16 protein-coding genes are annotated in these 24,858 nt (G+C 36.8%); 7 read left to right on the plus strand and 9 right to left on the minus strand.

Annotated features, from left to right (window positions below):
- Positions 1–267 precede the first annotated feature (267 nt).
- Complete coding sequence (locus tag IPJ80_09965) at positions 268–3,519, plus strand: PKD domain-containing protein (GenBank protein ID MBK7913809.1); 3,252 nt, start codon at positions 268–270, stop codon at positions 3,517–3,519.
- Positions 3,520–3,714: 195 nt separating this feature from the next.
- Here IPJ80_09965 and IPJ80_09970 read toward each other — a convergent pair whose 3' ends face one another.
- Together IPJ80_09970 and IPJ80_09975 are read right to left on the minus strand one after the other, a co-directional pair.
- The gene (locus IPJ80_09970) at positions 3,715–4,755 is read right to left on the minus strand and encodes a mannose-1-phosphate guanylyltransferase (protein MBK7913810.1); all 1,041 of its coding nucleotides are present in this window, start codon (positions 4,753–4,755) and stop codon (positions 3,715–3,717) included.
- Positions 4,756–5,036: 281 nt separating this feature from the next.
- Positions 5,037–6,284 carry a pyridoxal phosphate-dependent aminotransferase gene (locus IPJ80_09975; GenBank protein ID MBK7913811.1) on the minus strand — a complete coding sequence of 416 codons (1,248 nt, stop codon included), beginning with the start codon at positions 6,282–6,284 and terminating at the stop codon, positions 5,037–5,039.
- Between the two features lie 134 nt (positions 6,285–6,418).
- Here IPJ80_09975 and IPJ80_09980 point away from each other — a divergent pair, with 134 nt between their 5' ends.
- The 5 genes from IPJ80_09980 (at position 6,419) to IPJ80_10000 (ending at position 11,659) form a co-directional block, all read left to right on the plus strand.
- On the plus strand, positions 6,419–7,150 hold the full coding sequence (locus IPJ80_09980) for a TIGR00730 family Rossman fold protein (GenBank protein MBK7913812.1): 732 nt from the start codon (positions 6,419–6,421) through the stop codon (positions 7,148–7,150).
- A 79-nt stretch (positions 7,151–7,229) separates the two neighbouring features.
- The gene (locus tag IPJ80_09985; GenBank protein ID MBK7913813.1) at positions 7,230–7,973 is read left to right on the plus strand and encodes an energy transducer TonB; all 744 of its coding nucleotides are present in this window, start codon (positions 7,230–7,232) and stop codon (positions 7,971–7,973) included.
- A 16-nt stretch (positions 7,974–7,989) separates the two neighbouring features.
- Positions 7,990–8,862 (plus strand): pyridoxal-phosphate dependent enzyme, encoded by an 873-nt coding sequence (locus tag IPJ80_09990; protein MBK7913814.1) that lies wholly within the window; start codon positions 7,990–7,992, stop codon positions 8,860–8,862.
- Positions 8,863–8,899: 37 nt separating this feature from the next.
- Positions 8,900–10,237 carry an APC family permease gene (locus tag IPJ80_09995; GenBank protein MBK7913815.1) on the plus strand — a complete coding sequence of 446 codons (1,338 nt, stop codon included), beginning with the start codon at positions 8,900–8,902 and terminating at the stop codon, positions 10,235–10,237.
- 255 nt (positions 10,238–10,492) lie between these two features.
- Positions 10,493–11,659, plus strand: a complete 1,167-nt coding sequence (locus IPJ80_10000) for a PLP-dependent transferase (protein ID MBK7913816.1) — start codon at positions 10,493–10,495, stop codon at positions 11,657–11,659.
- A gap of 169 nt (positions 11,660–11,828) precedes the next feature.
- Here the strand turns inward: IPJ80_10000 and IPJ80_10005 are convergent, their stop codons facing one another.
- From IPJ80_10005 to IPJ80_10035, 7 genes are all read right to left on the minus strand, one after another.
- On the minus strand, positions 11,829–14,081 hold the full coding sequence (locus tag IPJ80_10005; protein MBK7913817.1) for a T9SS type A sorting domain-containing protein: 2,253 nt from the start codon (positions 14,079–14,081) through the stop codon (positions 11,829–11,831).
- Positions 14,082–14,420: 339 nt separating this feature from the next.
- Entirely contained in the window at positions 14,421–15,896 is a 1,476-nt protein-coding gene (locus IPJ80_10010) for a hypothetical protein (GenBank protein ID MBK7913818.1), read from the minus strand.
- Between the two features lie 7 nt (positions 15,897–15,903).
- The gene (locus tag IPJ80_10015) at positions 15,904–16,803 is read right to left on the minus strand and encodes a hypothetical protein (protein ID MBK7913819.1); all 900 of its coding nucleotides are present in this window, start codon (positions 16,801–16,803) and stop codon (positions 15,904–15,906) included.
- Positions 16,804–16,901: 98 nt separating this feature from the next.
- Positions 16,902–17,402: a hypothetical protein gene (locus IPJ80_10020; GenBank protein ID MBK7913820.1), complete on the minus strand. Its 501-nt coding sequence runs from the start codon at positions 17,400–17,402 to the stop codon at positions 16,902–16,904.
- Between the two features lie 57 nt (positions 17,403–17,459).
- Complete coding sequence (locus IPJ80_10025) at positions 17,460–18,557, minus strand: hypothetical protein (GenBank protein MBK7913821.1); 1,098 nt, start codon at positions 18,555–18,557, stop codon at positions 17,460–17,462.
- Positions 18,558–18,729: 172 nt separating this feature from the next.
- The gene (locus tag IPJ80_10030) at positions 18,730–19,365 is read right to left on the minus strand and encodes a response regulator transcription factor (protein MBK7913822.1); all 636 of its coding nucleotides are present in this window, start codon (positions 19,363–19,365) and stop codon (positions 18,730–18,732) included.
- A gap of 57 nt (positions 19,366–19,422) precedes the next feature.
- Positions 19,423–22,482 (minus strand): hypothetical protein, encoded by a 3,060-nt coding sequence (locus IPJ80_10035; protein ID MBK7913823.1) that lies wholly within the window; start codon positions 22,480–22,482, stop codon positions 19,423–19,425.
- Between the two features lie 587 nt (positions 22,483–23,069).
- On the opposite strand from IPJ80_10035, the gene IPJ80_10040 reads away from it, so the two are divergent.
- A complete protein-coding gene (locus IPJ80_10040; GenBank protein ID MBK7913824.1) occupies positions 23,070–24,617 on the plus strand; it encodes an SDR family oxidoreductase in 1,548 nt (515 codons plus the stop codon).
- Positions 24,618–24,858 lie beyond the last annotated feature (241 nt).

A 24,858-nucleotide genomic window follows, 5' to 3' on the forward strand; every position in this document is an offset into this window, starting at 1 on the left:
AAATTGAATATTTAATATTTCAAAATATAATTCTGAAACTTAAATAATTAAAGTCATGATTCAAAATATAAAATTGATTATTTGTCTATTTAGAAATATTATATTACAAGCTTTTAATTAAAAGGACAGGGCAGCTAAATTGCTTGTTTAAAATTAAGATTCAAAACCATTGATAATATTCAACTGAAAGGCTATCTGAGTGTTAAAATTCTGATCAATTTTGTATAATTCACTATTTTTAGCTTCTTTTTTAAACTTTCTAAAAGCATGAAACACATTTTACCCCTGATTTTAATGTTTATCTTCTGTCAAATGGCCATTTCACAGACAGTTGTAATGAAACCTTTTGATGCACCTGCAGCACATAGTAAGGTATCTTATTTAAAAGAATACAGTCTATTACAGACCAGTGTAAAGGACATTCAGAAAGTCCTTAACACGACACCCGGAAATATATACAAGCTCATATTGAGAACTCCGGAACATGCATTTCAATTAGAGCTTTTTGAATATTCCCTGAGTGCTCCAGACCGGATCCGGACCACAGGAGGCATCGATGATATCAAAATGCTTCCTGCAAGAACAGACTTACGCACATTCAAAGGAACTGTAAATGGTATTAATAATTCATTGGTATCAATGACCATTGCCGATGGATTTTTACACCTAATGATCGACGACCGAAGCGAGCGTTATTTTATTGATAAAATGGAAGACCCTGATAAACAATTTATCAGTGAAGAAGATGTCCAGCAATTTGTATTGTATAAAGCAAGTGATGTATTGCCGGTTCCAGGAGTCAGTTGCGGTGCAACAGCATTAAACAAAGGTCTTGAAGATGCAAAACACCAAGTTCGCATTCATTCAGATTCAAGAAACAGAGCATGTTTAACTACTTTTATTGCATTGGCAGCTGATTTTACAATGATTTTAAAACATGGTGGTCCAAATGGTGTAGATAATTTTATGATGGCCAATCTGGCGGATGTTCAAACTGTATTTGATGATGAGTTTTATTATGAAATTGAATACGTTCAAACAGCTACCTGGATCGCTGATATGCCAAATACAGATCCATTTAATGGGATCAATGACATTTTTGCTGAATTAGATAAATTCAGACAAATAGGGGATATTCTCTTTGCAGGTGCCGGTTATGTGGTTGCTACTTGTTGGACTTCAAAATTTACATCAGGAGCCATTGGAGTTGCTTATTTACCCGGTGTATGCTATGCTGATAAATACAATATTTGCAGTTCGTTTATCCCAGGTAGTGGACCACAAGTCATGTACCTAACCTTGCAGGCTCATGAATTAGGGCACAATTGGAATTGTCAGCATGATCAATTGAGTGCAGGAACAATTATGCAAGCAACGATCAACCCAAGTAAAATTTGGAGTTTCATGTCTAAGGATGCTGTTAAAAATTATATTGAATTCCAGGGTTTAGCAGGTGGGTGTTTGCCATTTTGTCCAGGTTCTGGCGTTCCAATGCCTGATTTTACATCGGATAAAGTCTACGGTTGCCAGCCAATGACTGTAAAATTTAAAGATTTATCTACCAATACAACTGATTGGAAATGGTCATTCCCCGGCGGAACACCGGGAACTTCTACTGAACAAAATCCTACAGTAGTGTATCGGGTTGCTGGATTCTATGAAGTCAGCCTGGAAGCAAGCAATCCTCGTTGTAAAATGTCCATTACAAAACTGAATTATATAGAAGTAAATGATTCACCCATTGCTAATTTTAGTTTTGGAGTAAATGGAAAAGAGGTATTTTTTATTGACCTGTCTCAACGTGCAAAAGAATATTTTTGGAATTTCGGAGATGGAGAAACCAGTGAAGATCCAAATCCACAGCATACGTACGATCGTGATACAAGTTATGATGTGACTTTGACTGTAGTGAATGATTGTGGATCAAGTACAATCAAAAAACGGGTTAATGTGGTTAGTTTGCCAATTGCAGATTTTGAAGCAGATACTACAGGAGGTTGTGCGCCTAAGAATATTAAGTTCATTGATAAATCAACCAACAACGTTAAGAAATGGGAGTGGTTATTTACGGGAGGCAATCCATCGGTATCCTTTGCACAAAATCCAATTGTCCGCTACGATAATCCAGGGACTTATGATGTCAAATTAACTGTTTACAGTTCGTCATCTAATAACAAGCTGACTAAAAAATTATACATCACCATAGACAGTTTGCCGGATGCAGAAATATCAAATTCACTCAATGGAAGTATTGCAACATTTACCGGAATTTCAAGATATGCAAAAACACATTTTTGGGATTTTGGAGACAATACAACAAGTACAGAGATCAATCCGGTGCATAATTACAAAGACGGCCGTTATGAAGTGATGTATATTGTGAGCAATGGATGTGGAAGTGATACAGCAAGGACAGTGGTTACGATAGGAGCAAAACCAATAGCCGGATTTCAGGTAGCAGATCCAAAAGGATGTTTACCATTTACCGTACAGTTTCAAAATACATCGACCATTTCAGCAACGGATTATAAGTGGTATTTCCCAGGAGGGAATCCATCAACCAGTGTACAGAAAAATCCATTGGTTACTTACAACAGTGTGGGTAAATACAATGTAAGTTTAGTAGCTTCAAATTTTCAATATTCGGATTCAGTAGGTTATGCAGATTTTATTGAAGTTAAAACAGTTCCAACAGTAGACTTTACCAATGCAATCATAGGATTTAAATCAGCATTTACCAGCCAGGCCACAGGAGCCAGTTCTTATTTTTGGCAATTTGGCGATACAAAAACCAGTACTGAAGCAAACCCGGTACATGATTATGGAGTGGAAGGAGAATTTGATGTACGATTGATTGTATCCAATGATTGCGGTCAGGATACATTTGACAAACACATTGCGGTGTATCTGGTACCAAAAGTAGATTTCACAGCAGATACGATCAAGGGATGTGTCCCATTCACAGTAAATTTCAAAGACAGATCCTCGATAGACGTCAATGAGTGGAACTGGGAATTTGAAAATGGAAATCCAGCAACTTCAACACAAAAGAATCCAGTAGTAACTTATACGAAGAAAGGAAAATTCGCAGTAAAACTGACGGTAAAGAATACAAATGGAAATAATGGTCGTACCAAACTACAATACATAGTCGTAGTATCTTCAGTGTTGTGTCCGGAAAAACCAAAGAAAGACCGGAATTTAGTGGATAGTAAAATTATAGAGTTTCCATTCGATCTGGGATTTGAATCAAGATCCCGAATCAATGAGATGAGTGAAGAAGTTCCCTTTGTATATCCAAATCCAGCCAAGGATTACATAACAGTTGTAACAGAAGCAAGCAGCAGCAATCCGGTACAACTGGAATTGTACAATTTATCCGGAAACCGGATGGCAAAGTACAAAACCAATGATACGGTATATAAAATACAAACAGAGAGCTTGCGAAGTGGAACGTACTATTTACGAATTCAGGATGGCAGCAGTGCAGTCATACGCAAATTTGTGATATCAGAATAAGCTTAAAAACAGCATACAAAAAAAGTCCATGATCAACATCATGGACTTTTTTTTTAAAAATTTAAAATTTAGATGGGAATTTTATCTCGATCCAATCCACCTTCAAACTCACGCGAATCATTAGTGCCGTAATGATTTTATTGAATACTTGAAAACTAACGAAACTTAAATAAAATCAGGATAGCTTAAAATGTTTTAGGTTTTAGTTTTTCCAAATTGCGTCTCCACCAGTGCCACAATTTGTTTAATGGTTTGTTCTTCCTTTCGGTGACAAATTAGTAAAACATCTTTAGTATTAATTACCAACAAATTATCCAAACCATGTACGACAATCAATTTTCCTTCTGCATCCTTGATTAAATTAGAATTGCTTTTGTTTAATAAATAGTCAGGTGCAAGAGCTGCATTATGATGTTCATCTTTTTCCAGTATTTCGTATAAAGAACCCCAGGTTCCCAGATCAGTCCAGCCAAAATCAACTGTTTTAACCTGGACGTTTGGAGATTTTTCCATCACTGCATAATCAATTGAATCGGATGGACATTGGTAATACAGTAAGCTTATATCTGAATCTTGATTAAAGTCTTCAAATAAATTGTATAGGGTAGGTGCATATTGTTTAAACTCATTTAATATCGTTTGAACATTCCACAAAAACATTCCTGAATTCCAAACATAATCTCCACTTTCAAGATAGGATTCGGCTGTTTTTAAATCGGGCTTTTCCACAAAGCGATTTACCGGATAGATCGTTTGATCCAATCCTTGTTCCTTGTCAAAGTTGATATAACCGTAACCAGTATCAGGTCTGGAAGCGTGGATGCCAAAAGTCAGTAAGTATTCAGGATGTTTATTAATAAATTCAAATCCGTGTTGAATGTCTTCAATGAATTGAGATTCATTTAAAATGAGATGATCGGATGGAGCAATAAATAATTTCGCATCCGGATCAATTGCCGCAATTGTTTTAGCAGCATATAAAATACAGGGTGCTGTGTTTTTTCGACTGGGTTCCAGTAAAACCTGTTTTGGATTTATTTGCGGCAATTGTTGATATACCAGATCTTCATAATCTACATGACTCACCACCCATATATTGGATGGAGGTACTATGTTACATAATCGATCATAGGTCATTTGGATAAAGCTTCTTCCACTATCCAGGATATCTAAAAATTGCTTTGGTTTTTGATTCCGGCTTAATGGCCAAAAACGACTTCCGATGCCACCTGCCATAATGATCGCATGTTGATTTCTTTTTTGCAAGGCTTCTAATTTAATGTTACGAAACTACAATGATGCAAAGCTACAATTTTGAGAGGAAGTCTGAAAAGAGTAAGTCTATAGTCTGTAGTGAGGAAGTCTGTAGAGAAATGCCACCAATCAAATTGTCACCTTTCATTTATCACCAATCAACTATCATCAATCACCAATCAACTATCATCAATCAACTATCAACTATCAACTATCACCTATCAACTATCACCTATCACCTATCAACTAACACCTATCAACTATCAGCTATCCCTCAATTGTTCCATTCCTTTTTTAAATCCGGAAATAATTGAATCGACATGATTTTTTTCAAGAGTACCAACTGAAATGCGATACCAATCTGAATCATCTGATGAACCAAATGCTTTAAACGGCACAATGGCAATTTTACAGGTATCCAATAAAAATGCAGTTACCATTTGTTGGGTTTCCAAAACTTTTGAGCCATTTACAGATTTGCCTTTCCAGGGACATTGTACCGTTAAATAAATAGCAGCTTGTGGATTTATAATGTCTATTGGAAAACCCATGTTTTTTAATTTAAGAATCCCATCATAAAGTGCTGTTAACCGATGGTGGATCTCTGGTTTAAACCAATCGAGGTAGGCTTGCACAGCTTCTGTATTTTGTAAAAACCAGGCAGCAGCCATTTGTTCTGCTTTGGGTGCCCAGGCACCTATATGAGATAATATAGCACGCATCTGGTCAATCAATTTCTTTGGACCAAAAGACCAACCCACCCGGACACCGGTTGCTGCAAATACTTTAGAAAGCCCATCCACATAGATTACATAATCCCTCAAAGCTGGTTCCAAGCTGACGGGATCATAATGTTTGGTTTCACCAAAAGTCAATTCCCAATAAATTTGGTCGTACATGATATACAAGGGCTTTTGATTGCCGGTTCTGCGTTTATTTTCATTTTTAACCAACTCGCAAATTTCCAAGAGCGTTTCCCTTGAAAAAACGGTCCCGGTAGGATTTTGGGGTGAACACAATGCAATCAGAGTAGCCTGTTCTATAAATGGTTTGATGTCTGCAGCTGTAGGCATAAAATTTTGAGCCGCACTCACCTCGAGGGCTTGTCCGCAAGCTTCGCTTAAATGACAATAGTGATTATTATTCCAGGAAGGGACCGGAAACAAGACCAAATCCCCTTTGTCCAGCAAGGTTTTGTAAATGGCATAAATTAAAGGCCTTGCGCCTCCGGAAACCAATATTTCATCCGGACTGTAGTCTAATCCCAATTTATTATGAATTACAGCAGATAAAATTTTCCGCAATTCTGCCATACCATTTGCAGCCGGATAATTGGTATGCCCGGATTGGTAAGCCTTAATAATTGCCTCTTCAAGCTCTTTAGGAATTGGGAAAATAGCTGGATTAAAATCGCCGATGGTTAGGTTAAATATTTCTTCGCCGAGCTGAATTTTATGGTTTACTTCTGAAGCTAATTTGATGATTTCAGAGGGGATTAAGGTTTCGGCCATATGGGAAGAATTCCTTAAAAGGGCAAGATTGCCGGTTGTCGCTTGCATAGGCCAGAGTTTTTCGGTTGCTGCAAAATATTAAAAATTAAACATATACCTTAATTTTTTTTAATCTTGCGCTGATTATTAAGGATATGAGCATAAATAACAAATTAAATAATATTCAATACCTGAATGGTCCTATGAGCAGGTTTGCCGAATTGCGATTTGCTTTGGATGTCTTTTGGGATTTGTTTAGGGGAATCCGAAAACTCTATTTTACAGGTCCTTGCGTTACAATTTTTGGATCTGCCCGATTTAAGGAGGATAATCCGTATTATAAGATGGCAGAGCATTTAGGTGCCGAAATCGCTAATTTGGGATTCACCATCATGACGGGTGGCGGTCCAGGTATCATGGAAGCAGCAAACAAGGGTGCACAATCAGTAGGTGGTAAATCCGTTGGGTGTAACATTGAATTACCCCATGAGCAAATTCCAAATCCCTATTTGGATACCTGGGTGAGCATGAAGTATTTTTTTACTCGTAAAACCATGCTGATTAAATATTCCTATGCCTTCGTTGTATTGCCAGGTGGTTTTGGTACCATGGATGAATTTTTTGAATCCATGACACTCATTCAAACAGGGAAACTCATCCATTTTCCTGTAATCATTTATGGAAAAGAATATCATAAAGAACTTTGTGATTTTCTGGATAAAATGGAGCAGGAAAAAACCATTTCGCCCATTGACCGGGATCTTTTTCTGGTATCCGACAGTCCTGAAGAAATAATTCAACACATTAAATCGAATTTCAATATTAAAAAAGTCTTGCGTCCGTTTAATATTAGCCAACCGATAAAATGGTTGTTTGAAAAGAATTAGTAGGAATCGATTGCAACAAGTTCACTGTTTAACAGTCTATTAAAACAAGGGAAGTCCGATTGTTCTCGAAATGTAATTCATGACACCAGAAAAGACACCGATTCAACAGAGCGTTTTCGAAAACAGAAATACGAAGTACGGTGCTTACCAGTTAAGAAGACAATACAATCATAATATGACTTTGGGCATCTTGATTTCAGTAGGTGTTTTTTTAACAGTTGTTCTCCTCTTTAATATTAATTGGAGTGATACCGATGAGTACCAAATGATGCAGGAAGTTCAACTCGAACCAATTCCTGAATTGGAATTACCAAAATTTAGTATTAAACAAGCAGCTCCTGATCATGCGCAAAAAAAATCAAGTCCAAAAGAAAGTGAGCAGAAAAAAGTGGTAAAAGAGGAACCAAAACAAAAACCGCAAACACAAAAACAAGAAGTATTGGATACCATTGTTTCCAAAACGCTTGACGAATCGCAATCACAATCATCAGAAACTGAAGGCGAACAAGCCTTTGATTTTGTTGATGTCATGCCACAGTACCCGGGAGGCAGTTCATCCTTGTCGCGTTTTATTTCATCTAAATTGGTTTATCCAAATACAGCACTTCGCAATAAAATTGAAGGGGTTGTGATCGTTGGATTTGTAGTTGACAAAGAAGGAAAAGTACGCAATCCCCGAATTATTAAATCCTTATATCCTGCATGTGATGAAGAAGCATTGCGCGTACTTCGATTGATTGATCAATGGATTCCAGCAAAGAATGCAAACAGGAATGTAAGTTTTAATTTTAAAATGCCTATTGAGTTTAAGTTAAACCGTTGAGTTTTTATTAGTAAGAATGGAATTGCAATTAATTCAGGATTTATTGAGTACACTGAAATTGCCCTCAAGGTTAGATGAAATTTATCTTGATGAGATTCGGCGGAGCATTTTTATTAAACGAGACGATTTAATTCATCCGGTAATAAGTGGAAATAAATGGAGGAAGTTGGAAGGACATATCCATGAATTTTTCCGTTCAGGGGCAAATCGCATGGTAAGCATTGGAGGTGTGCACTCCAATCATTTACATGCCCTGGCTTATGTTTGCAACTATTTGAAATGTTCCTGTGATTTGTTGGTATATGGTTGGCATGACACGAAACTAAGCCCTACCTTAAAAGATGCTATGAAAAGTTCTGTGAATTTGTATTCTTTAACACGAAACGAAGCGGAGCAAATAAGAAATCAAGGCATTGGATCTATTTCTGATAAATGGAATGATGCCTATTGGATACCTGAAGGAGGCGGAGGAGATTTTGGCTGCATCGGTATGGCAAAACTAGTACATGAAATGCCTGTTGATTTTGATCAAGCAGAAAACTTACTTCTTTGTCCATGTGGATCTGGGACTAGTCTGATGGGATTATTAGAATTTACAAAAAACATACAAGTCTTTAGTTTAAAAAATGTAGTAAAGGCAAGCTATCCTAAATTAAACAATCCTAGGTTTCGTTGGATTCAGTCAAATGAAAATAGATCATTTGGTAAAGTCACTCCCGAGAATATTGGTTTTGTGAAAAATTTTAAATCAAGCCATCATATTGAATTAGACCTGATCTATACTGTCCCGTTGATGCAGGCATTTCTGAGTTCCGATTTGGCAAAAGACTACAAACAAATATATTTTATTCATACTGGAGGGTTACAAGGCAATCGGATACATTTATGAACGGAGGATTTCATGAATTTACTTTAATTTGTGCCTGATGGAGACTCAAAGCAATCAGAAACTGGGATATTATTCTTTAAGCATGATTGTGATCGGACTTGTCATTGGTCTGGGCATATTCAGAGCAGCATCTACAGCAGCAAATGCGGCTATAAGTCCGACGATATTTTTTGGTGCCTGGATATTTGGTGGGTTGATTGCAATTTGTGGAGCGCTAACTTATGCGGAAATCGGTTCAAGATATCCTGTAACCGGAGCTTATTATAAAATTTTTTCTGAAGCCTATCATCCATCGGTTGCTTTTGCCATAAATGGAATTGTACTGGTGTCGAATGCGGCTTCCCTGGGTGGAGTAGCTCTTATTGGAAGTGATTATTTGTCAGAGGTAGTATTTAATCAACCACCAACAGATGCTGTAAAAGCATTGATTGGAATCGGGGCGATTGCATTATTTTATGGTATTAACTTGATGGGTTTGCGAATCAGTTCGAAAGCACTCAATATTTTAATGTTTATTAAAATTGGAATGATCTTGTTAATTATTTCTGCCTTATTTTTTCCTTCAACCCATGTCATCCAAAATGAAATTTTGTTACTGACAGATGGACTATCCTGGAAAAGTATTTTAACTTCTTTTGCTGCTTCCTTGGTTGCAGTTTCATTTACATATGGAGGGTATCAACAAACTATAAATTTTGGTGAAGAAATTCAAACCCCTAATAAAACGATTTCGAAAAGCATTTTTACAGGTATTCTGATTGTGATTGCATTATATCTTTTAGTGAATCTGAGTTATTATAAAGTAATTGGATTTGAAGAATTAAAATCAGCAAAGGGGATAGCAGCTTTGGTAGCTGGAAAACTGTTTGGTCCATTTGGAAAAACTTTATTTGCAATTTTATTATTTCTTGCAGTATTGGCTTATGTGGATGTGATGTTGCTGAGTAATCCCAGGGTTATGTATGCCATGAGTAAGGACGGCATGTTGCCGGCAGCTTTCAGTAAAAAGTATGGTAGGCGGGAAGTCCTCACAGTTGGATTGACTGCATTCAGTTTAATCAGCATGATCGTAATATTTTATGCTGAAACATTTGATCGCATTCTCGGTTTTGTAATGATCCTGGATTCATTGGGAATGGCCACTTCCGCAGCAACTTTATTTTATTTTCGAAGAAAATCCAGTAACACTTCTTCCAGTGAAATATACAAGATCAAATATTATCCCTGGATGCCGTTATTGTTTATTATCACGTATATATTTGTCGGACTTGCCTGTATTTATGCCAATCCATCCTATGGAGTGACCTCACTGATTGTATTTATTGCTCTTGTTTTGGTATATTTTATTATTAAAAAAGTAAATCCAAAAAATTAAATGTATAACCAGCTACCCAATGATAAGTAGACTAATGAATCAACGATATCGTTATGAATAGTGCTAATTTGCAATTATCCCTTATTAACTTATGTTCGATTTATTAACACTCAATTTAAAAAAACAAATTAAATTCACTCAGAGATGCAAAGAATTGCATTCCATCCTGCTATCACCTATCAACTAACACCCATCAACTATCACCTATCAACTATCAACTAACATCTATCAACTATCACCTATCAACTATCTTACATGGATCTATCATACATACTCAACGAACTTGGCGAAGAGCGCGATCAGTATTTTAATGCAATTGCTCCACCAATCATTCAAACCAGTAATTTTAAATTTAATACGGTGGACGATATGCGTCAACGGTTTAAGGATGAATACGGAGGATATATTTATTCTCGTGGATTAAATCCGACTGTTGATATACTTCGTAAAAAATTGGCTGCACTGGATGGCGCAGAAGATGCATTGGTTTTTAACAGTGGGGCTTCTGCAATTTTTTCGTCGGTAGTTCCTTTTGTTTCTTCAGATGATCACATAATTTCTGTAAGAAATCCTTATACCTGGGCTCAGAAATTATTTAATGAGTTCCTTCCGCGTTTTGGAGTAAAGACAAATTATGTGGAGGGCAAGTTGTTGAGTGATTTTGAAAATGCATTTCAGGAAAATACAAAACTCATTTATTTAGAGTCACCGAATTCCTGGGATTTTGGTTTACAGAATATTGAAGCCATTTCAAGGTTTGCAAAGACTAAAAATTGTCTGGTCGTTATTGACAATAGTTATTGCAGTCCTTATTACCAAAAACCTATTTTATTAGGTGCAGATTTGGTTTTACAATCAGCAACCAAATACCTCGCAGGTCACAGCGATGTGGTATGTGGTGTTTTAACAGGGCGAAAGGAATTGTTGCAGAAAATTTTTAATCTTGAGTATTTAACAGCCGGAAATGGCATTCAACCTTTTAATGCCTGGTTATTAATGCGGGGATTGCGCACCTTGCCAGCCCGGATGGACCGCATTGCTAAGACTACACAGACTGTGGTTGATTATTTAAAGCAGCAGCCTAAAATTGAATCCGTTGTTTTTCCATTCGATGCTGATTTTCCACAAGTAGAATTAGCGCGTAAACAAATGCAGGGAGCTTGTGGATTGGTGTCATTTGTAGTTAAAACATCTGATCCTAAAAACATTGAACGCTTTAGTGAATCATTGAAACACATTATGATGGCCGTCAGCTGGGGCGGTTATGAAAGTTTGATCATTCCTCGTATTGCCGGTATGGAATTAAAAGACTTTAATCCACTGGACCCAATGCATCGATTGATCCGTTTGTATATTGGTTTGGAGGATGCAGATTATATTATTTCAGATTTGGAACAAGCATTAAAATCAATTTCGAATTAAATTCAAAATTAGTTTTGATTGCCGCTGATGCATGAATGAATTTGAGTTAAAGTAGTGAATATTTTTTTTTGAAATAAATAATTATTAATATTCATTTGTCTTTAATTCGTGCATTCGTGGCAATTTATTTACTTGATGGAAAAAATAGGTTATTTAGCGTAAGTCCTATTTACTCCATCACACAAATCTTTTGAACCGAATGAATTTCTCCCAACTCAATAACCAGGAAATACATACCACTTTGTGTTGGAGATTGAATGCTTATTTTCTGAATACCGGATTCAACAAGTTGGGCATTTTGTAAAATAAGTTTTCCAAATAGATTGAACCATCGGTAAGAAATTGATTTTTCTTCCAAATTAGTTACTAACACAAAGCTTTGCCCATTCTGATTAATTAAATTGGGTGTAAAAATTATGGAATTTAAATCTGTTTCATTTGGATTTATAGCTGCCCGTTCATCAAACAAGCGATCGGGATATTCCGGACTGGTTTTCTTATAAAAATGCAAATCAACACAAAGCGTATCTTTAATCACGCAGTTTATATCAGTAACCGTCCATTCAAAACAATAATACCCATAGTTATATGCAGAAATTCTAGTTTTAGGATTTCCAGGATCATCAATCCGCACAGGATGTGGTCCGCTAATCAGCCTCCACATGCCATTGGGATGATCCTTTGCATCGAGATAAGCAGACAATCCACGCTTTTCAAAATCTTGTCCGGCGATGGTGGTTTCCAAGATGACTGATTTGCATTTTTGGCAACTGGTTCCGCAATCTGTATCGTAACTAAGACAAATTCTTCCGGTATCGTTTGCATTTAAATTCCAGTTAACATCGACCACACTGCTATCCGGATTTGAAATGATGGTGCCACCATTAACTATCCAATGGTAAGTATTTACATTTGCTGGTAAAAAGGAATCGATCCAATATTTTGAAATTGGGTCAAAGCAGAAGACTTTGTTTCCATCCAGTTTAAAAGCACATTCTGGAGCAAGATTTCCTTCATTAAAAGTTTCACAGAATGTCTTATAACATATATAGGTTTCGTTATTAAAATAAGTGATTACTTTCACTTGCAAGCAATAATCTGCACTGATAGCGGGCACAGCAAGTCGCTCGTCGTAACTAATTATTTTTTTAGCAGGATCGTTTTTCCTATACCAGCTGTAATCAAATTCATAGGACTCGCCTACATTGCAGGGTTTTGGAATTTTAATATTTGGAATCAATTCAACCTGACCGCCAATGCATTTAATGGCCCAGGAAGGTGCATAATCTACATTGATGGTGGTTAGTATAATCGAACTGTCACACAGATCTGGATCCGTGATATTCGGAAGGATAATTCGGGCATTTTGTAAACACAAGCCCTGTCTTCTGCCGAGGATGTCAATATAAGGTTCATTGTTACATCCAATATATTGAATGATGGCTGGAACCGGTTCTTCCAAAACCGTAAATTCAACCACGGAATCATAATAACAACAATTTTTCTTATCGCGCAAATGCTCCCGATAGATGCCTGAACTATGGATGTATTGTGAATGCCACTTATATCCAGTTGCGCCGACTGTTTCGTGGCACAGCCTTCTGGGGTTTCCATAGCGATCCGGAAGTCCTGTTACTTCAATGGTAGCGCATTGAGGGCCTTGCTGATCACAGATAATAGTTGAATTTTTTGGATTTCGAATATAAGCAGTAACACACAATTCGTAAGTACCGCTGTTTGGAATTATAAACTCAATGTTGTTTTCATATAGGCCTTGTGCTAAAAGCGTTCCATCCAATTCCCAAACATAAAAGACATTGCAAACATCCCCCATGCCCTGCACAGAATAGCCTTTATAACATCCGGGACAAACATTCTTTATAATTCTACTGGATTCATTGTTGATGTATCCAATCGGATCTAATTTAGGTGAAGCACCCCCCGTTGTATTAATTGTAAAATCGCAGACATCCCCATTGCAACCATCAATCCATAAATAATATTCTACACATTTAGCTAAATTGGCATTGATGGTGGCAGTACCTCCTGGAGGAACGCAGGGGTTGGAATAGCATGCAATTGGTTTGGAGCATTGACAATTTTCTATGATCCCAAATTCCAATCCCTGGCTATTTGAACAACTACCTACTGAGACCGAAACGCTGACATTGCCTCCATTGGTAAAAAATCCAATCCAATTGGTATTCTCGGCTTGACCTCCTTGCGAACAAATAGGCGAGCAGGTACTTGGAGTGTTGCTGGTATTGGAACAGGTATACCCATCGATCTCTTCCAGCGAACAAAAAAACGGCGCATTGGCACAAGTGGTCCCCATTGCTGGACTGCATTGGGCAGCTAGTTTGTTAAGACCAGCTATGGATAAAAACAACATCCATATCGTAAAATACAGTTGGTTTTTCATAATCATATGATTGCCTAAGATAAGGAATCGCTGCTTAATGGAGGGAATAAATAGTAAACGCTTAATTTGCAAACTTCCTTCTGGAATAGTTTTCTATAGAATTTCTTGCTATAGTTTTAGCTTTTTTGCTTAAAACAGTTTCTTGATTCAATTGGGATTTTTCTTCCTGGCAAATACGACTTGCCATGATCATTTTTAACAAGCTTATAAGAACATCCCTCTTTGCGTTTCAACGCAAAGAGGGTATTTTGCATTTAAATTGTTATTAACTGTGAATGGTTTACAGGTTCCGAAAGATTCATTGATTGATTCGTACAAACCCCATTCAGTAATATATTGTTATCTTGTTTGTGTTTTTAATTTAAATGGTTTGATTCTCAAACTTAAAATTCGTGCGTCGCAATTGCAATCATCATCAGTGCTTACATCGTTTCCACCGGTATCTCCTATAACCCTTATTTCATCAATGACACTTTTGGTTCTGCCTTTTGAATCACGATAAATAGCTTCATTGGTTAAGTCAAGGATTTCTTCTCTTCCGTCGCAACCGTTGTTTATTTCATTAAATCCCGTATTTTTTAATTGAACAATTAGTTCTGATGAAATGGCATCATAATTTAAAAACTCTGCACCAGTATATTTTGTTCCAAATGCAGCTGGTTTACCAACAGGCATAATCCACTCGCCAGAAGATCGCGCTGTAGGGCGGGAAGCATTTAAAAACCCTGGACCTTGCTGTTGATAAAATTGGGCATAAATGCTCAAAAAAACTCTGCTGCTATCTTTTGACAGGATCCATTTTGTACGGAGTAATAATTTTGGAGCGATAGTAAAATCCAAACTGCCAGAACCTTTAGGACATAAATTGTAAAAGACTTCTTTATCTAGCAATATTTCATTGGACGATGTAGGTTCATTTGATTTATAATAACGCGTGAAGACCTGATTGTAATTATTTAATACAAGGATTCTATGATCATCTGTTGCAATTGAAATGACTTCTCCCCCAATATTTTGCCAAAATGGATTTGCTTTTTTGAAGTTTAATACAGAAACGGGATATCCAAATTGTTTTTTACCTTCGGTCATATTGCCTATATAGACATTTCCAAAAATATCAATATCAATACAATCTGCTTTTTGAGAATGTTGTTTCCATTCACCATTTGATTTTCGTTGATATACTTCATTCTTTGAATTAATTACCCAGGGTTGGTATTGAGGATCAACTGCAATTTTAACCCCACCCATGCCAGATTGTGTTACCCATTCGCGTTCATTCCAAAATGCAATGGAATAATCATTTGTTCCTGGAATTTTGTTTGTAGTTAGAATAAATATTCCATCATAACAGGCATCGATATCTGTAGCAAGACCTGGCATTCTATGCCAAACTACTGAAGCTTTGATTCCATTTTTTTCAGGAGTAAAAACACCTTTATAAATTTCGCGATTCGCATTGATCAACCAGGGTTCACCACGACTTGTTACGGTCAATTTTACTCCATGGCCATTCATAAATTGCCATGTTTGATTTCCTTTTAAATAAAAAACTTCATAATTCATACGTTCAGCTCCTTGTCTTCCAACCATTTTTGTGCCAAGTGCCCAAACTTCACCATTTTGAGCATCGATTTGACTCATGCTGCCTTCTAAATTATACCAGCTTGCATCTAAATTTACATTTTTATCGAGAGCAGGAATTGACTTCGATTTTATTGGGTCAATTTTTGAAATGTTTGGATTTAGCTGGGAACTTAAATTGCTCACACTTAAAATTAGTGAAGCAAGGATCGTTAGGATTATAGGTTTCATTTTTGTTTTATTTTAAATAGGGTTGAATGTCAGGTAAGCCATCACCATTTGTGTCTATACCTGTGACTTTTAATTTTATTTTCAGATAGCCATTTTTGCCAGTAGTGCCGTAGTGATTTACTACATGCATCAGTCCATAGGTTGTTCGGTTGCCCATTTCAGTTTTAATTGCAAATACTTTTCCTTCAATTTTGGTGCGGCTCTCAAATTTGTCTTTGAAGCCAGGTGTATTTTTAACAACTGCAAGGAGTTGATCGTTGTTTTTAATTTTATCAAATTGGATTGCAGTTAATTTTGTCAATGCAATTTCACTTTCATTGACTTCATCCCATTGTCTCGCAGGGATATTAGCATCTTTATAAACAGGACCTCTGAAATAGTAATTTGAAAATATATCATTTTTTACATAAGCCGGAGTTAGGAAGGCGTACATTGGAGCAGATCCATAATAATCCGTTGCAGTAAAAATAAGATCAACACGTCCGGTCTGTCCTGCTACATCGACATCATCCATAACGGTACCAGTCATAATATCAATATAACAGCCATATTCTTGATGATTTTGATTTCCAAGGTTAGCAGAACCATCTTCATTGTACAAGGGATCTTCTGAATAAGTTACAGAGCCTTGAACTTCTACTTCATCTGATTGGGGTTCTGTAGCTGCTGGTGTTGCTGTACCGGACTCCTGTTGTGTTTGTTCAGCTATTGCATCCTGAGGATTTGAAGTATTTTCCTGTCTTTCTGCAGTAATCATTTTTTTGAGCTTTAAACTGAGAATAGGTTCAAATACAGATATAATGGATTTAATATTTTTTGCAGCACTTTTTATATTTTCTGCCGATTGTTGTGTCTGGTTGTTAAGTTCACTTGTTTTAGTATTCAGTTGTTCTGTTTTTTTTGTCATTTTACTGCTCTTATTTGACGTGTTTTCCTGTGCAGTTATTGACCCATCTAGAATCAACAGAATACATGTTATAAAAATGAATTTAAATTTTGTCATTTTCATGGTCTTGGATTTTTCGTTAGGCTATTGTTTGAACTTACCGCATCGTCATTGTTTTTGTTAGCATCGATATAGATGTCAGGATCATAAACAATTAGAATTTGGTAATCTGGTGGAAATTCTTTTCCTGGTTTGATTGCAGGCAACTCAATGCTTATTTTTAGTTCCTGCCCAGCATTTAACCGTGTAAATGCAAGGTCTTTTAACTTATGCCTATCAACTGCGGAGCGAATTTCCCATAGTTGTATAAATTGTTGATTTTCTCCAGAGGTAAAGTTTTTGCCACCAATATTTTTAACTATACCAGTTATTCTGAGTTTATCACCAGTAGTTTTTTTAAGTGTCGTGAAGCTAATATTTGTTACAGCTGGATCAATAGTATTTTTATAAGTACGTAAGGGTTCACTGATTGGTTTAAATTTTGCACTTGGCGTGCTCTGAGAAAAACTGAAGTTGAAGGCCACCAGTCCTAGGCAAATTGTGAGTGATTTTAGTAACATGTTGATAAATTTTGTATTTGTAAAATAAATTTTTTAAAAATAATATTTTGTAGTGTGTTATCCTCGTAGTGCACGTGGGGTTCTTTCTTTATTAATATGGACGGTAAATGGTTTTGACAAACTGAATCTGACCCCGGATGCAGCGCCGTAATTATTATCCGGATTTCCAAATCCTAGAAATGGTCCGAAGCTTTGAAATGTTGCCATATTCTGAAAAGCAATCCGACTGACTTCAGGTCTTTGAAGTTTGATATTAGAGGAATAATCGAGTGCAAGGTCATTTGATTTGTGATGAGATCCTAAATCGGAAATAAGATCCAATACAATTCGATTATCTCTGAGTGCCTGAGGGTTTACCAAATAGGCAAATCCTGCTGCTCTTCCATTTTCTAAGCGATACGTTTCACGAATTTCAACTCTTCTTCTTACACCCAAAGACTGAAATACGTAGTTCTGACTCGTACCACCATATATTGAATGGCTAGGAAATGAATTGGGTCTTGAAAACAAGGTAATCGTGTCGTAAAGTGGATTTCTACTAGAATTATCTAACGGGAAATGAATTCCATTTCTTTCTATGAGTGGGCAAGGTACTAATTCACCTGAAGGCAATCGCTCATACATCCGGGCTTTAACAGAACCAAAGACTCTCTTGCAATCGTTATTATGTATTTCAGTTGAAATTCCACTGAAGTTTACATATGCATAGGTTCCTTCAACAATTCTGATAGATTTAATATCCAAAGGATGCGTTGATCCGAAATTAGCATGTTCACCAATAAAAATTCCTTCCGTTGCATTGTCTTCATTAAAGAGTATGTAAGCAATGTAGCCTGGTGCAATTTTTATTGATATGGATCTTTTATTAAAAGAAACAGGATATGAATAATTACTAATATTCTGTGCATATCGGGCCGGTTGTCCTTGAAAATTGGCATTAGGATAAATTTCTATCCAGTCTCTCCGAGTGGTTGTTGGGAGTACTTCTTTGATTCGCGAAGCATCTGACCTAACTTTCTTGGAGGGAGTTAGTATTTTTTCTTGGGCGAAAGCTGTATTTAATAACAACAAACAGCTTGCAACTCCATAAAATAAGTGCTTAAGCATCCAATTGAATCTTGCGCTACTTTTAAAAATAAATTGTGATGATTTCATGTCGTAATTATTTTGTTTTAAATAATAGGACAAAAGTATTGTAGGAATAAAGGCAGGTCAATTCCCCATTTGTGTGATTCTGAAACCTGAAGTAGCTAATTTAAACGGGAGCCACCCCAATCTATATTTCGGAATTGGAATTTAGAGTTTGTTATCTGAAAGGTACTTATGATTAAAATCGAACGATTTTTTCTTTGAGTGCTTTCGCCACGGCTTCAGTACCGCAACTTACCTGAAGTTTGTAATAGATATTCTGTAGATGTTTTTTAACAGTATCCAGTGAAATATAACAGATTCCTGAAATCATTTTATAACTATTGCCTTTGACCAGGAGGTTCAATATTTCCAGTTCGCGTTCTGTCAATTTATAGTCCGGTACAACAGGGTTGCTACGAAAATGTTGAAATACTTTTTGGGCAATGAAAGGAGACATTGGAGCCCCACCAGCCATGAGTTCTTCTAATGCTTGGATGATTTTCAATGGGGGTGTATTTTTTAAAATATAACCATCTGCTCCATTGCAAATACTTTCAAATATGCGATCGTCGTCATCAAATACCGTAAACATCATGATTCGTGCATGCGGGCAGCTGTGTTTAATCATACGTGTGGCATCAATGCCGTTCATTCCGGGCATATCGATATCCATAATGACCGCATCCGGACAGTTCAGACCCAGCTGAGATTGAAGGTCATTGCAATGGCCGTGGCTTTCAAGGATTTGAAAATCACTTAAATCCGCCAACATCATTTCCAAGGATTGACGCAAACGCTCATTATCCTCGTAAATTGAAAGCTTCTTACTCATTTGACTGCAATATTACGGGTTTCAATGAAATTGAATGATTACCCATTTGTGTAATACTCATTGGATAGGTATTTTACAAATAATACTTGTTCCTTTATTTAATCCAGTTTTTATTTCTAGATTCCCGTGGCATTTTAATGCACGGTGTTTCATGTTTTCAAGCCCATGCCCTAATTGATTGCTGGTTATATCAAAACCGATTCCATCATCAGTCACTATTAATACTATAAATCCCTCCTTAATTGTTAAGTCAATGATAACTTTGTTTGCCTTAGCGTATTTGACTAAATTATGGAGACTTTCTTTAAATATTAAATAAAACTCTCTGCGAAACTCCATGTGTAGTTTTATTTGTACAGCATGTTCAGGAAAATGGAATTCATAATTAATTTGTTTGCCTTCAAGGATATCTGCGGCATACCTTCGCATTCGAACGAACAAATTATTGAGGTCATCATATTTTGGACTTACATTCCAAACAATATCGCTGAGGGCTTCACTAATGCGCAGTAAATCTTCTTTTGATTTGTCGAGAAAAGAACGTGCTTTTTCAGTATTGTTTAAATTACGTCTGGCTAATTCGTTTAAAATTTGAATATTGCTGAGTGAAGATCCAATGTCGTCATGAAGATTGCGGGAAATCAAAGTTCTGATTTCTAATGGTTTTCTGATTTGTTGAATTCTTATACGATACAGTCCATATAAAAACAACAATGCAAAGCAATTTAGAAGTGAAATAAACCACCAGGTTTTCCAAAATGGAGGAGCGATAGAAATAAAAATTTGTTTTGGCCAGCTGATGGTATTGCCTGCACCCAAAGCTTTTAATTGGAGGGTATAGTCACCAGCTTGCAAAGCACTGAATTGAAGGTTGGGTTCATCTATACTATGCCATGAACTCGTGTCGCCTTTCGCAAAAAGGCGATAACTGTATTGAGTACGCCAGGGAAACTCTTTGTGCATTGCAGCAAACTTAATGCTCAAGTTGTTTTTTTTATAGTTTAGTTTTATTTCAGCATTATTTTTAAGAAACCCAGAAAGATTCAGGGAACTGTCGTTGACTTTAAATTCCGTAATATTTATTTTCAGGTATTCATGATCAATAGTTAGCTTATGCTCATGAAATAAATGATACGAGTTTAATTGAGGCACAAATACTTTTCCATCTGGAGTTACAAAGAGTCCTGACTCGAGGTGGTTTATTACCAAACCATCCTGAACTCCATAGACTTGCCAATTATAACTGTCCGGATTGATCTCAATTAATCCTGCAGTTGTTGCGAGTAGTATTTGACCTTTGGTAGTCATTGAAATATCATTAATGGTTTGAGATGGGAGGTTGATTGAATTCAATCGCTTGTCTTCTTTGAAATTATTTATATCCATTCGTTGCAAACCATCGCCATTATAGCCAATCCAAACTGTCTCATCTTGATCAATAAAAAAACTCCGGATCAGATCATGGCGCATCCATGCTCCTAAGGGTGTTCCTTTTGCTATTTGGATAGGAGGTAGCTTATTTGGATCGATCATAAATAGACCTTGGTTTGTACTTAACCAAATGCGACTCAAATGATCCGACGCAAGTTGATAGAAGTATAAAGGCCAATTTTTATATTTTTCAGGAACCGGTAAATTATTCAAAGAAATACTGTCGATGATGTGGAAACCAGGTAAGCGAACCTGATACAATGATGCTTTTTTACGTATCCACAATACTTGGTTGGCATTTACAAGTATATCTCCAATGGATTCAAAGAGTTTATTATTAATCTGAAGTGGCCTCATAATAGAATCTCTTGAAGCCATCGTATACAGCAGCCCATCAAATCCAAGAGCAATCAATTGATTGGCGTTCATCCATTGCAAATTTTTTAATCCAGTTACAGCGCCAGGATGACGTACTGGAATATTTTGTTGGCTCTGATCAGAAGTTTTAAATCGGATCAAACTTTCAGGGCCGGCACATGCGAAATAATAATAGTGTTCATTTTGATCACTTACAAGGGTACTTAAATAAGTGTTCAGTGGTAAATGTGTTGGTGCAAGTATGATTTTATTACTTAACCGATTAAATTTAGAATTCCAGTGGAGTAAATAGGAAGATAATCCTACATAAATGCTGCCACTCTTAGTTTTTGAAATTGCTTGATAGCTGAATGCAGGTGAATCTAGTTGTTCATTTTGTAATGGGGGCGAAATGTTTTTACAGTAGTTAGTAGAATTGTTGTATTCAAATAATCCACTCAACGAACAAGCCCACCAAACAATGGAATCATTTATTTGTAATACATCCAAAACAACCATTCCTAATTCCAGCTTACCGTCAGGTGTTCTGTATTGGATTTGTTCCATATCATAGCTGCTCAAATTAAATTTAAACATTCCTTGACTCCATGATCCCAGCCATAATAAATGATCGCCATTGTGATCAATAGAGGTAAAATAAAGTTTTTGAAATTTTTCTCTATTTAGAATAGGAATGTATGTAAAGTCGTGGCTACACGTATTAAATTTATAAATTTCATCGCCATGAATCAACCAAAATATTGAAGAATCAGTAGGATCCTGGACCATATCTTGTATGGTAAATTTATTGGAGTTCATAGAGCCATTTCTAAAAGTCTCATTTGGTTTAAAAAACTCGAAACTGTCTATAGCTTTATTATACAATGCTAGTCCCATATTGCCAGTAGCCAACCAGACTTGTCCATTGGGCAGGCATAAAATTTTATTTACCTGTTGCATGTCACTTCCGGAATCGCCTATTTTTGGAAACCTTCGGAATGTCTGTGTTTTAGTATTAAAATAGCTGCAGCCATTCCAAAATCCGGCAATCCAAATAAGCTTATTGATATCTTCGGCAACATCAACAACATAGTTATCTGTAATGGAAGCAGATCCGGCGAGAATTCGCTGGTAATGCTTTCCATCAAATTTAATGAGTCCATTGTCCGTTCCAATCCATAAATAACCGTCAGAAGATTCACATACGTGGTAATTGAGACTTTCAGAAATCCCAAGTCGGGCGGGGTAGGCGATAAATTCGCCCTTACGCTCTTGTGCCTGAAGCGCTTGAATTAGCAATGCCGACCAAACAATTAAAATTCCTTTCATTCCAATCTAAAGATAATTCTAAGATAATTATTAGTATCAATTAAATGAGCATGTTTGATTAATTGTGAACCATGATATAAAATTTTATTTTAAAGAAATGTGCGTTCGTTTATTTCCGATCTTATTCTTAAATCAGAATGGGATTAATGAATTGAATCAATATTGCAACGTTACAATGTTCCATTTGATTTTAATTGTAATTAGAATGCTGATGCAAGTTTTAGCGAGTCAATCTGTAGTCCGACTTAATGTAACTCCATCGCTCCAGGATGAATGATGAAAACAAACTTAGGAGAATTCGGATAAACATAAGAAGGGCTTTTAAACGGAACTAATTTACAAAAGAATAAAGGAAGAATACATACCATCTTTTAGATAATGTCGAAAGACAAAAACACCTTGCTGTTGTAAAGTTAATTTTTATCGGATGCTCCATGAATGTCCAACAATTCAAGAATCTAATTATTCAAGTGCAATTTAAATACAAATGCTTGTTCTACACAATCCTATAAGATCATTGGCCAACATGCAACAACAATCCGCTATCAACTACCAACTGATTTCCTATTTTTGCGTCAAATTTAGCTATGGCTCAGGACCCCTCTAAGAATGAATTCCTATCAGAAGATGCCATTGAACGGTGCATCCAATTGATGCATTATTTGTGTGAAAATGGTGATCAGATAGGTCATATAAATGCAGCACAACTGGATGCATTGCGAAAAGCATCGGGCATATTCTCAAGACCGGACCGGCGGGAGCGTAAGAAACGATTGAAAGGTCTTAAGAATCTCGAAAACCAGAAAATTAAGGAGCACAATCGTAAAAGCATGGCATCCACAGGAATTCGCAAAGCGCGAACCGATTCAGTGTTTGTAGCTCCAATGCAATTACCGGAACACGATCCCCAATTGAAGGCCAGGCAATTTTTAAACAGTCCACGCAATTGTTATATCTGTAAAGCAGAATATACAGAAGTTCATCATTTTTATGATGCCATGTGCATGGCTTGCGGTGATTACAATTATGCTAAACGATTTCAACATTGTGATCTCAGCGGACAAGTTGCACTCATTACTGGTTCACGATTGAAGATTGGTTATCAGGCAACTCTTAAATTACTGCGTTCAGGAGCTACTGTGATTGCAACAACTCGCTTTCCGGTCGACTCTGCTTTGCGATATTCTAAAGAATCCGATTTTGTGGATTGGAAAGATCGCTTACACATCTATGGATTGGATTTGCGTCACATTCCCAGTGTCGAACTTTTTTGTTCGCATATCCTGAATCAATATTCCCGATTGGATTTATTAATCAACAATGCAGCACAAACAGTTAGACGTCCTCCCGGATTTTACAGCCATCTTCTAGAAAATGAATCCATCCCCTTTGAACAATTGCCAGTTGCAGCACAAAGTCTTTTGGCAAATCATCATCGGGTCATCCAACAGTTAAACCAATTGCATGTTGACAATCAGGATTTGCAATCTCTGCCGGTAAGTTGGGATGTACATGATTCCGGAATCGGACTCAGTGCTTCAGCAGCATTGTCTCAAATACCTTATAAAATTGACAAGACGATTGATGCGCAGCAATTATTTCCCAGTGGCGCATTGGATGCCGATTTGCAACAAGTCGACCTCCGTAAAACAAATAGTTGGAGATTGAAGTTAGGCGAAATTGAAACGGCCGAAATGATCGAAGTACAATTGGTCAATGCCATTGCACCCTTTGTATTAAACAATCAATTGTTGCAACTTATGAAACGGGACAATACCGGACAAAAGCATATCGTCAATGTAACTGCCATGGAAGGAAAATTTTACCGCTTTACAAAAGCAGCAAGACATCCACATACTAATATGGCCAAAGCTGCACTCAATATGATGACCCACACCGCAGCAGCAGAATTGGCAGATTATGGAATTTTTATGAATGCAGTTGACACAGGCTGGGTAACTGATGAAGATCCTGTTGAACTTGCCCGCTTTAAATCCGAGGTCCATGATTTTCAACCCCCACTGGATATCGTTGATGGAGCTGCACGGGTCTGTGATCCATTCATAGATGGAATTCTAACCGGCAAACATTGGTGTGGAAAATTTTTAAAAGATTACATGCCGATTGATTGGTAGGCAAAAATCAGTAGTCAGCAGTTAGGAGTCAGGAGTCTGGAGTCAAGAGTCAGTAGTCAGCAGTTAGGAGTCAGGAGTCAGTGGAGTAGCGTAACAAACCTAATAACCCTCCTCCCTAACAGTCCAATAGTCTAGCAGTCTAATAGTCTAAGCCCTCCAGCCCCAAATTCAGTAGTCAGCAATTAGTAATAAGTAGTCAGTTTCAAAAATGCGCAACAAACCTAATAACCCTCCTCCCTAA

The organism is Saprospiraceae bacterium, from assembly GCA_016714025.1.
Classification (GTDB): Bacteria; Bacteroidota; Bacteroidia; order Chitinophagales; family Saprospiraceae; genus Vicinibacter.

What these genes read in the sequence shown, in the direction of transcription:
- IPJ80_09965 (MBK7913809.1), top strand. Translation starts at nt 268, where the DNA reads ATGAAACACATTTTACCCCTGATTTTAATGTTTATCTTCTGTCAAATG.
- IPJ80_09990 (MBK7913814.1), top strand. Translation starts at nt 7,990, where the DNA reads ATGGAATTGCAATTAATTCAGGATTTATTGAGTACACTGAAATTGCCC.
- IPJ80_10010 (MBK7913818.1), bottom strand. Translation starts at nt 15,896, where the DNA reads ATGAAACCTATAATCCTAACGATCCTTGCTTCACTAATTTTAAGTGTG.
- IPJ80_09980 (MBK7913812.1), top strand. Translation starts at nt 6,419, where the DNA reads ATGAGCATAAATAACAAATTAAATAATATTCAATACCTGAATGGTCCT.
- IPJ80_09985 (MBK7913813.1), top strand. Translation starts at nt 7,230, where the DNA reads ATGACACCAGAAAAGACACCGATTCAACAGAGCGTTTTCGAAAACAGA.
- IPJ80_10035 (MBK7913823.1), bottom strand. Translation starts at nt 22,482, where the DNA reads ATGAAAGGAATTTTAATTGTTTGGTCGGCATTGCTAATTCAAGCGCTT.
- IPJ80_09975 (MBK7913811.1), bottom strand. Translation starts at nt 6,284, where the DNA reads ATGGCCGAAACCTTAATCCCCTCTGAAATCATCAAATTAGCTTCAGAA.
- IPJ80_10015 (MBK7913819.1), bottom strand. Translation starts at nt 16,803, where the DNA reads ATGACAAAAAAAACAGAACAACTGAATACTAAAACAAGTGAACTTAAC.
- IPJ80_09995 (MBK7913815.1), top strand. Translation starts at nt 8,900, where the DNA reads ATGGAGACTCAAAGCAATCAGAAACTGGGATATTATTCTTTAAGCATG.
- IPJ80_10000 (MBK7913816.1), top strand. Translation starts at nt 10,493, where the DNA reads ATGGATCTATCATACATACTCAACGAACTTGGCGAAGAGCGCGATCAG.
- IPJ80_09970 (MBK7913810.1), bottom strand. Translation starts at nt 4,755, where the DNA reads ATGGCAGGTGGCATCGGAAGTCGTTTTTGGCCATTAAGCCGGAATCAA.
- IPJ80_10030 (MBK7913822.1), bottom strand. Translation starts at nt 19,365, where the DNA reads ATGAGTAAGAAGCTTTCAATTTACGAGGATAATGAGCGTTTGCGTCAA.
- IPJ80_10025 (MBK7913821.1), bottom strand. Translation starts at nt 18,557, where the DNA reads ATGAAATCATCACAATTTATTTTTAAAAGTAGCGCAAGATTCAATTGG.
- IPJ80_10020 (MBK7913820.1), bottom strand. Translation starts at nt 17,402, where the DNA reads ATGTTACTAAAATCACTCACAATTTGCCTAGGACTGGTGGCCTTCAAC.
- IPJ80_10040 (MBK7913824.1), top strand. Translation starts at nt 23,070, where the DNA reads ATGGCTCAGGACCCCTCTAAGAATGAATTCCTATCAGAAGATGCCATT.
- IPJ80_10005 (MBK7913817.1), bottom strand. Translation starts at nt 14,081, where the DNA reads ATGAAAAACCAACTGTATTTTACGATATGGATGTTGTTTTTATCCATA.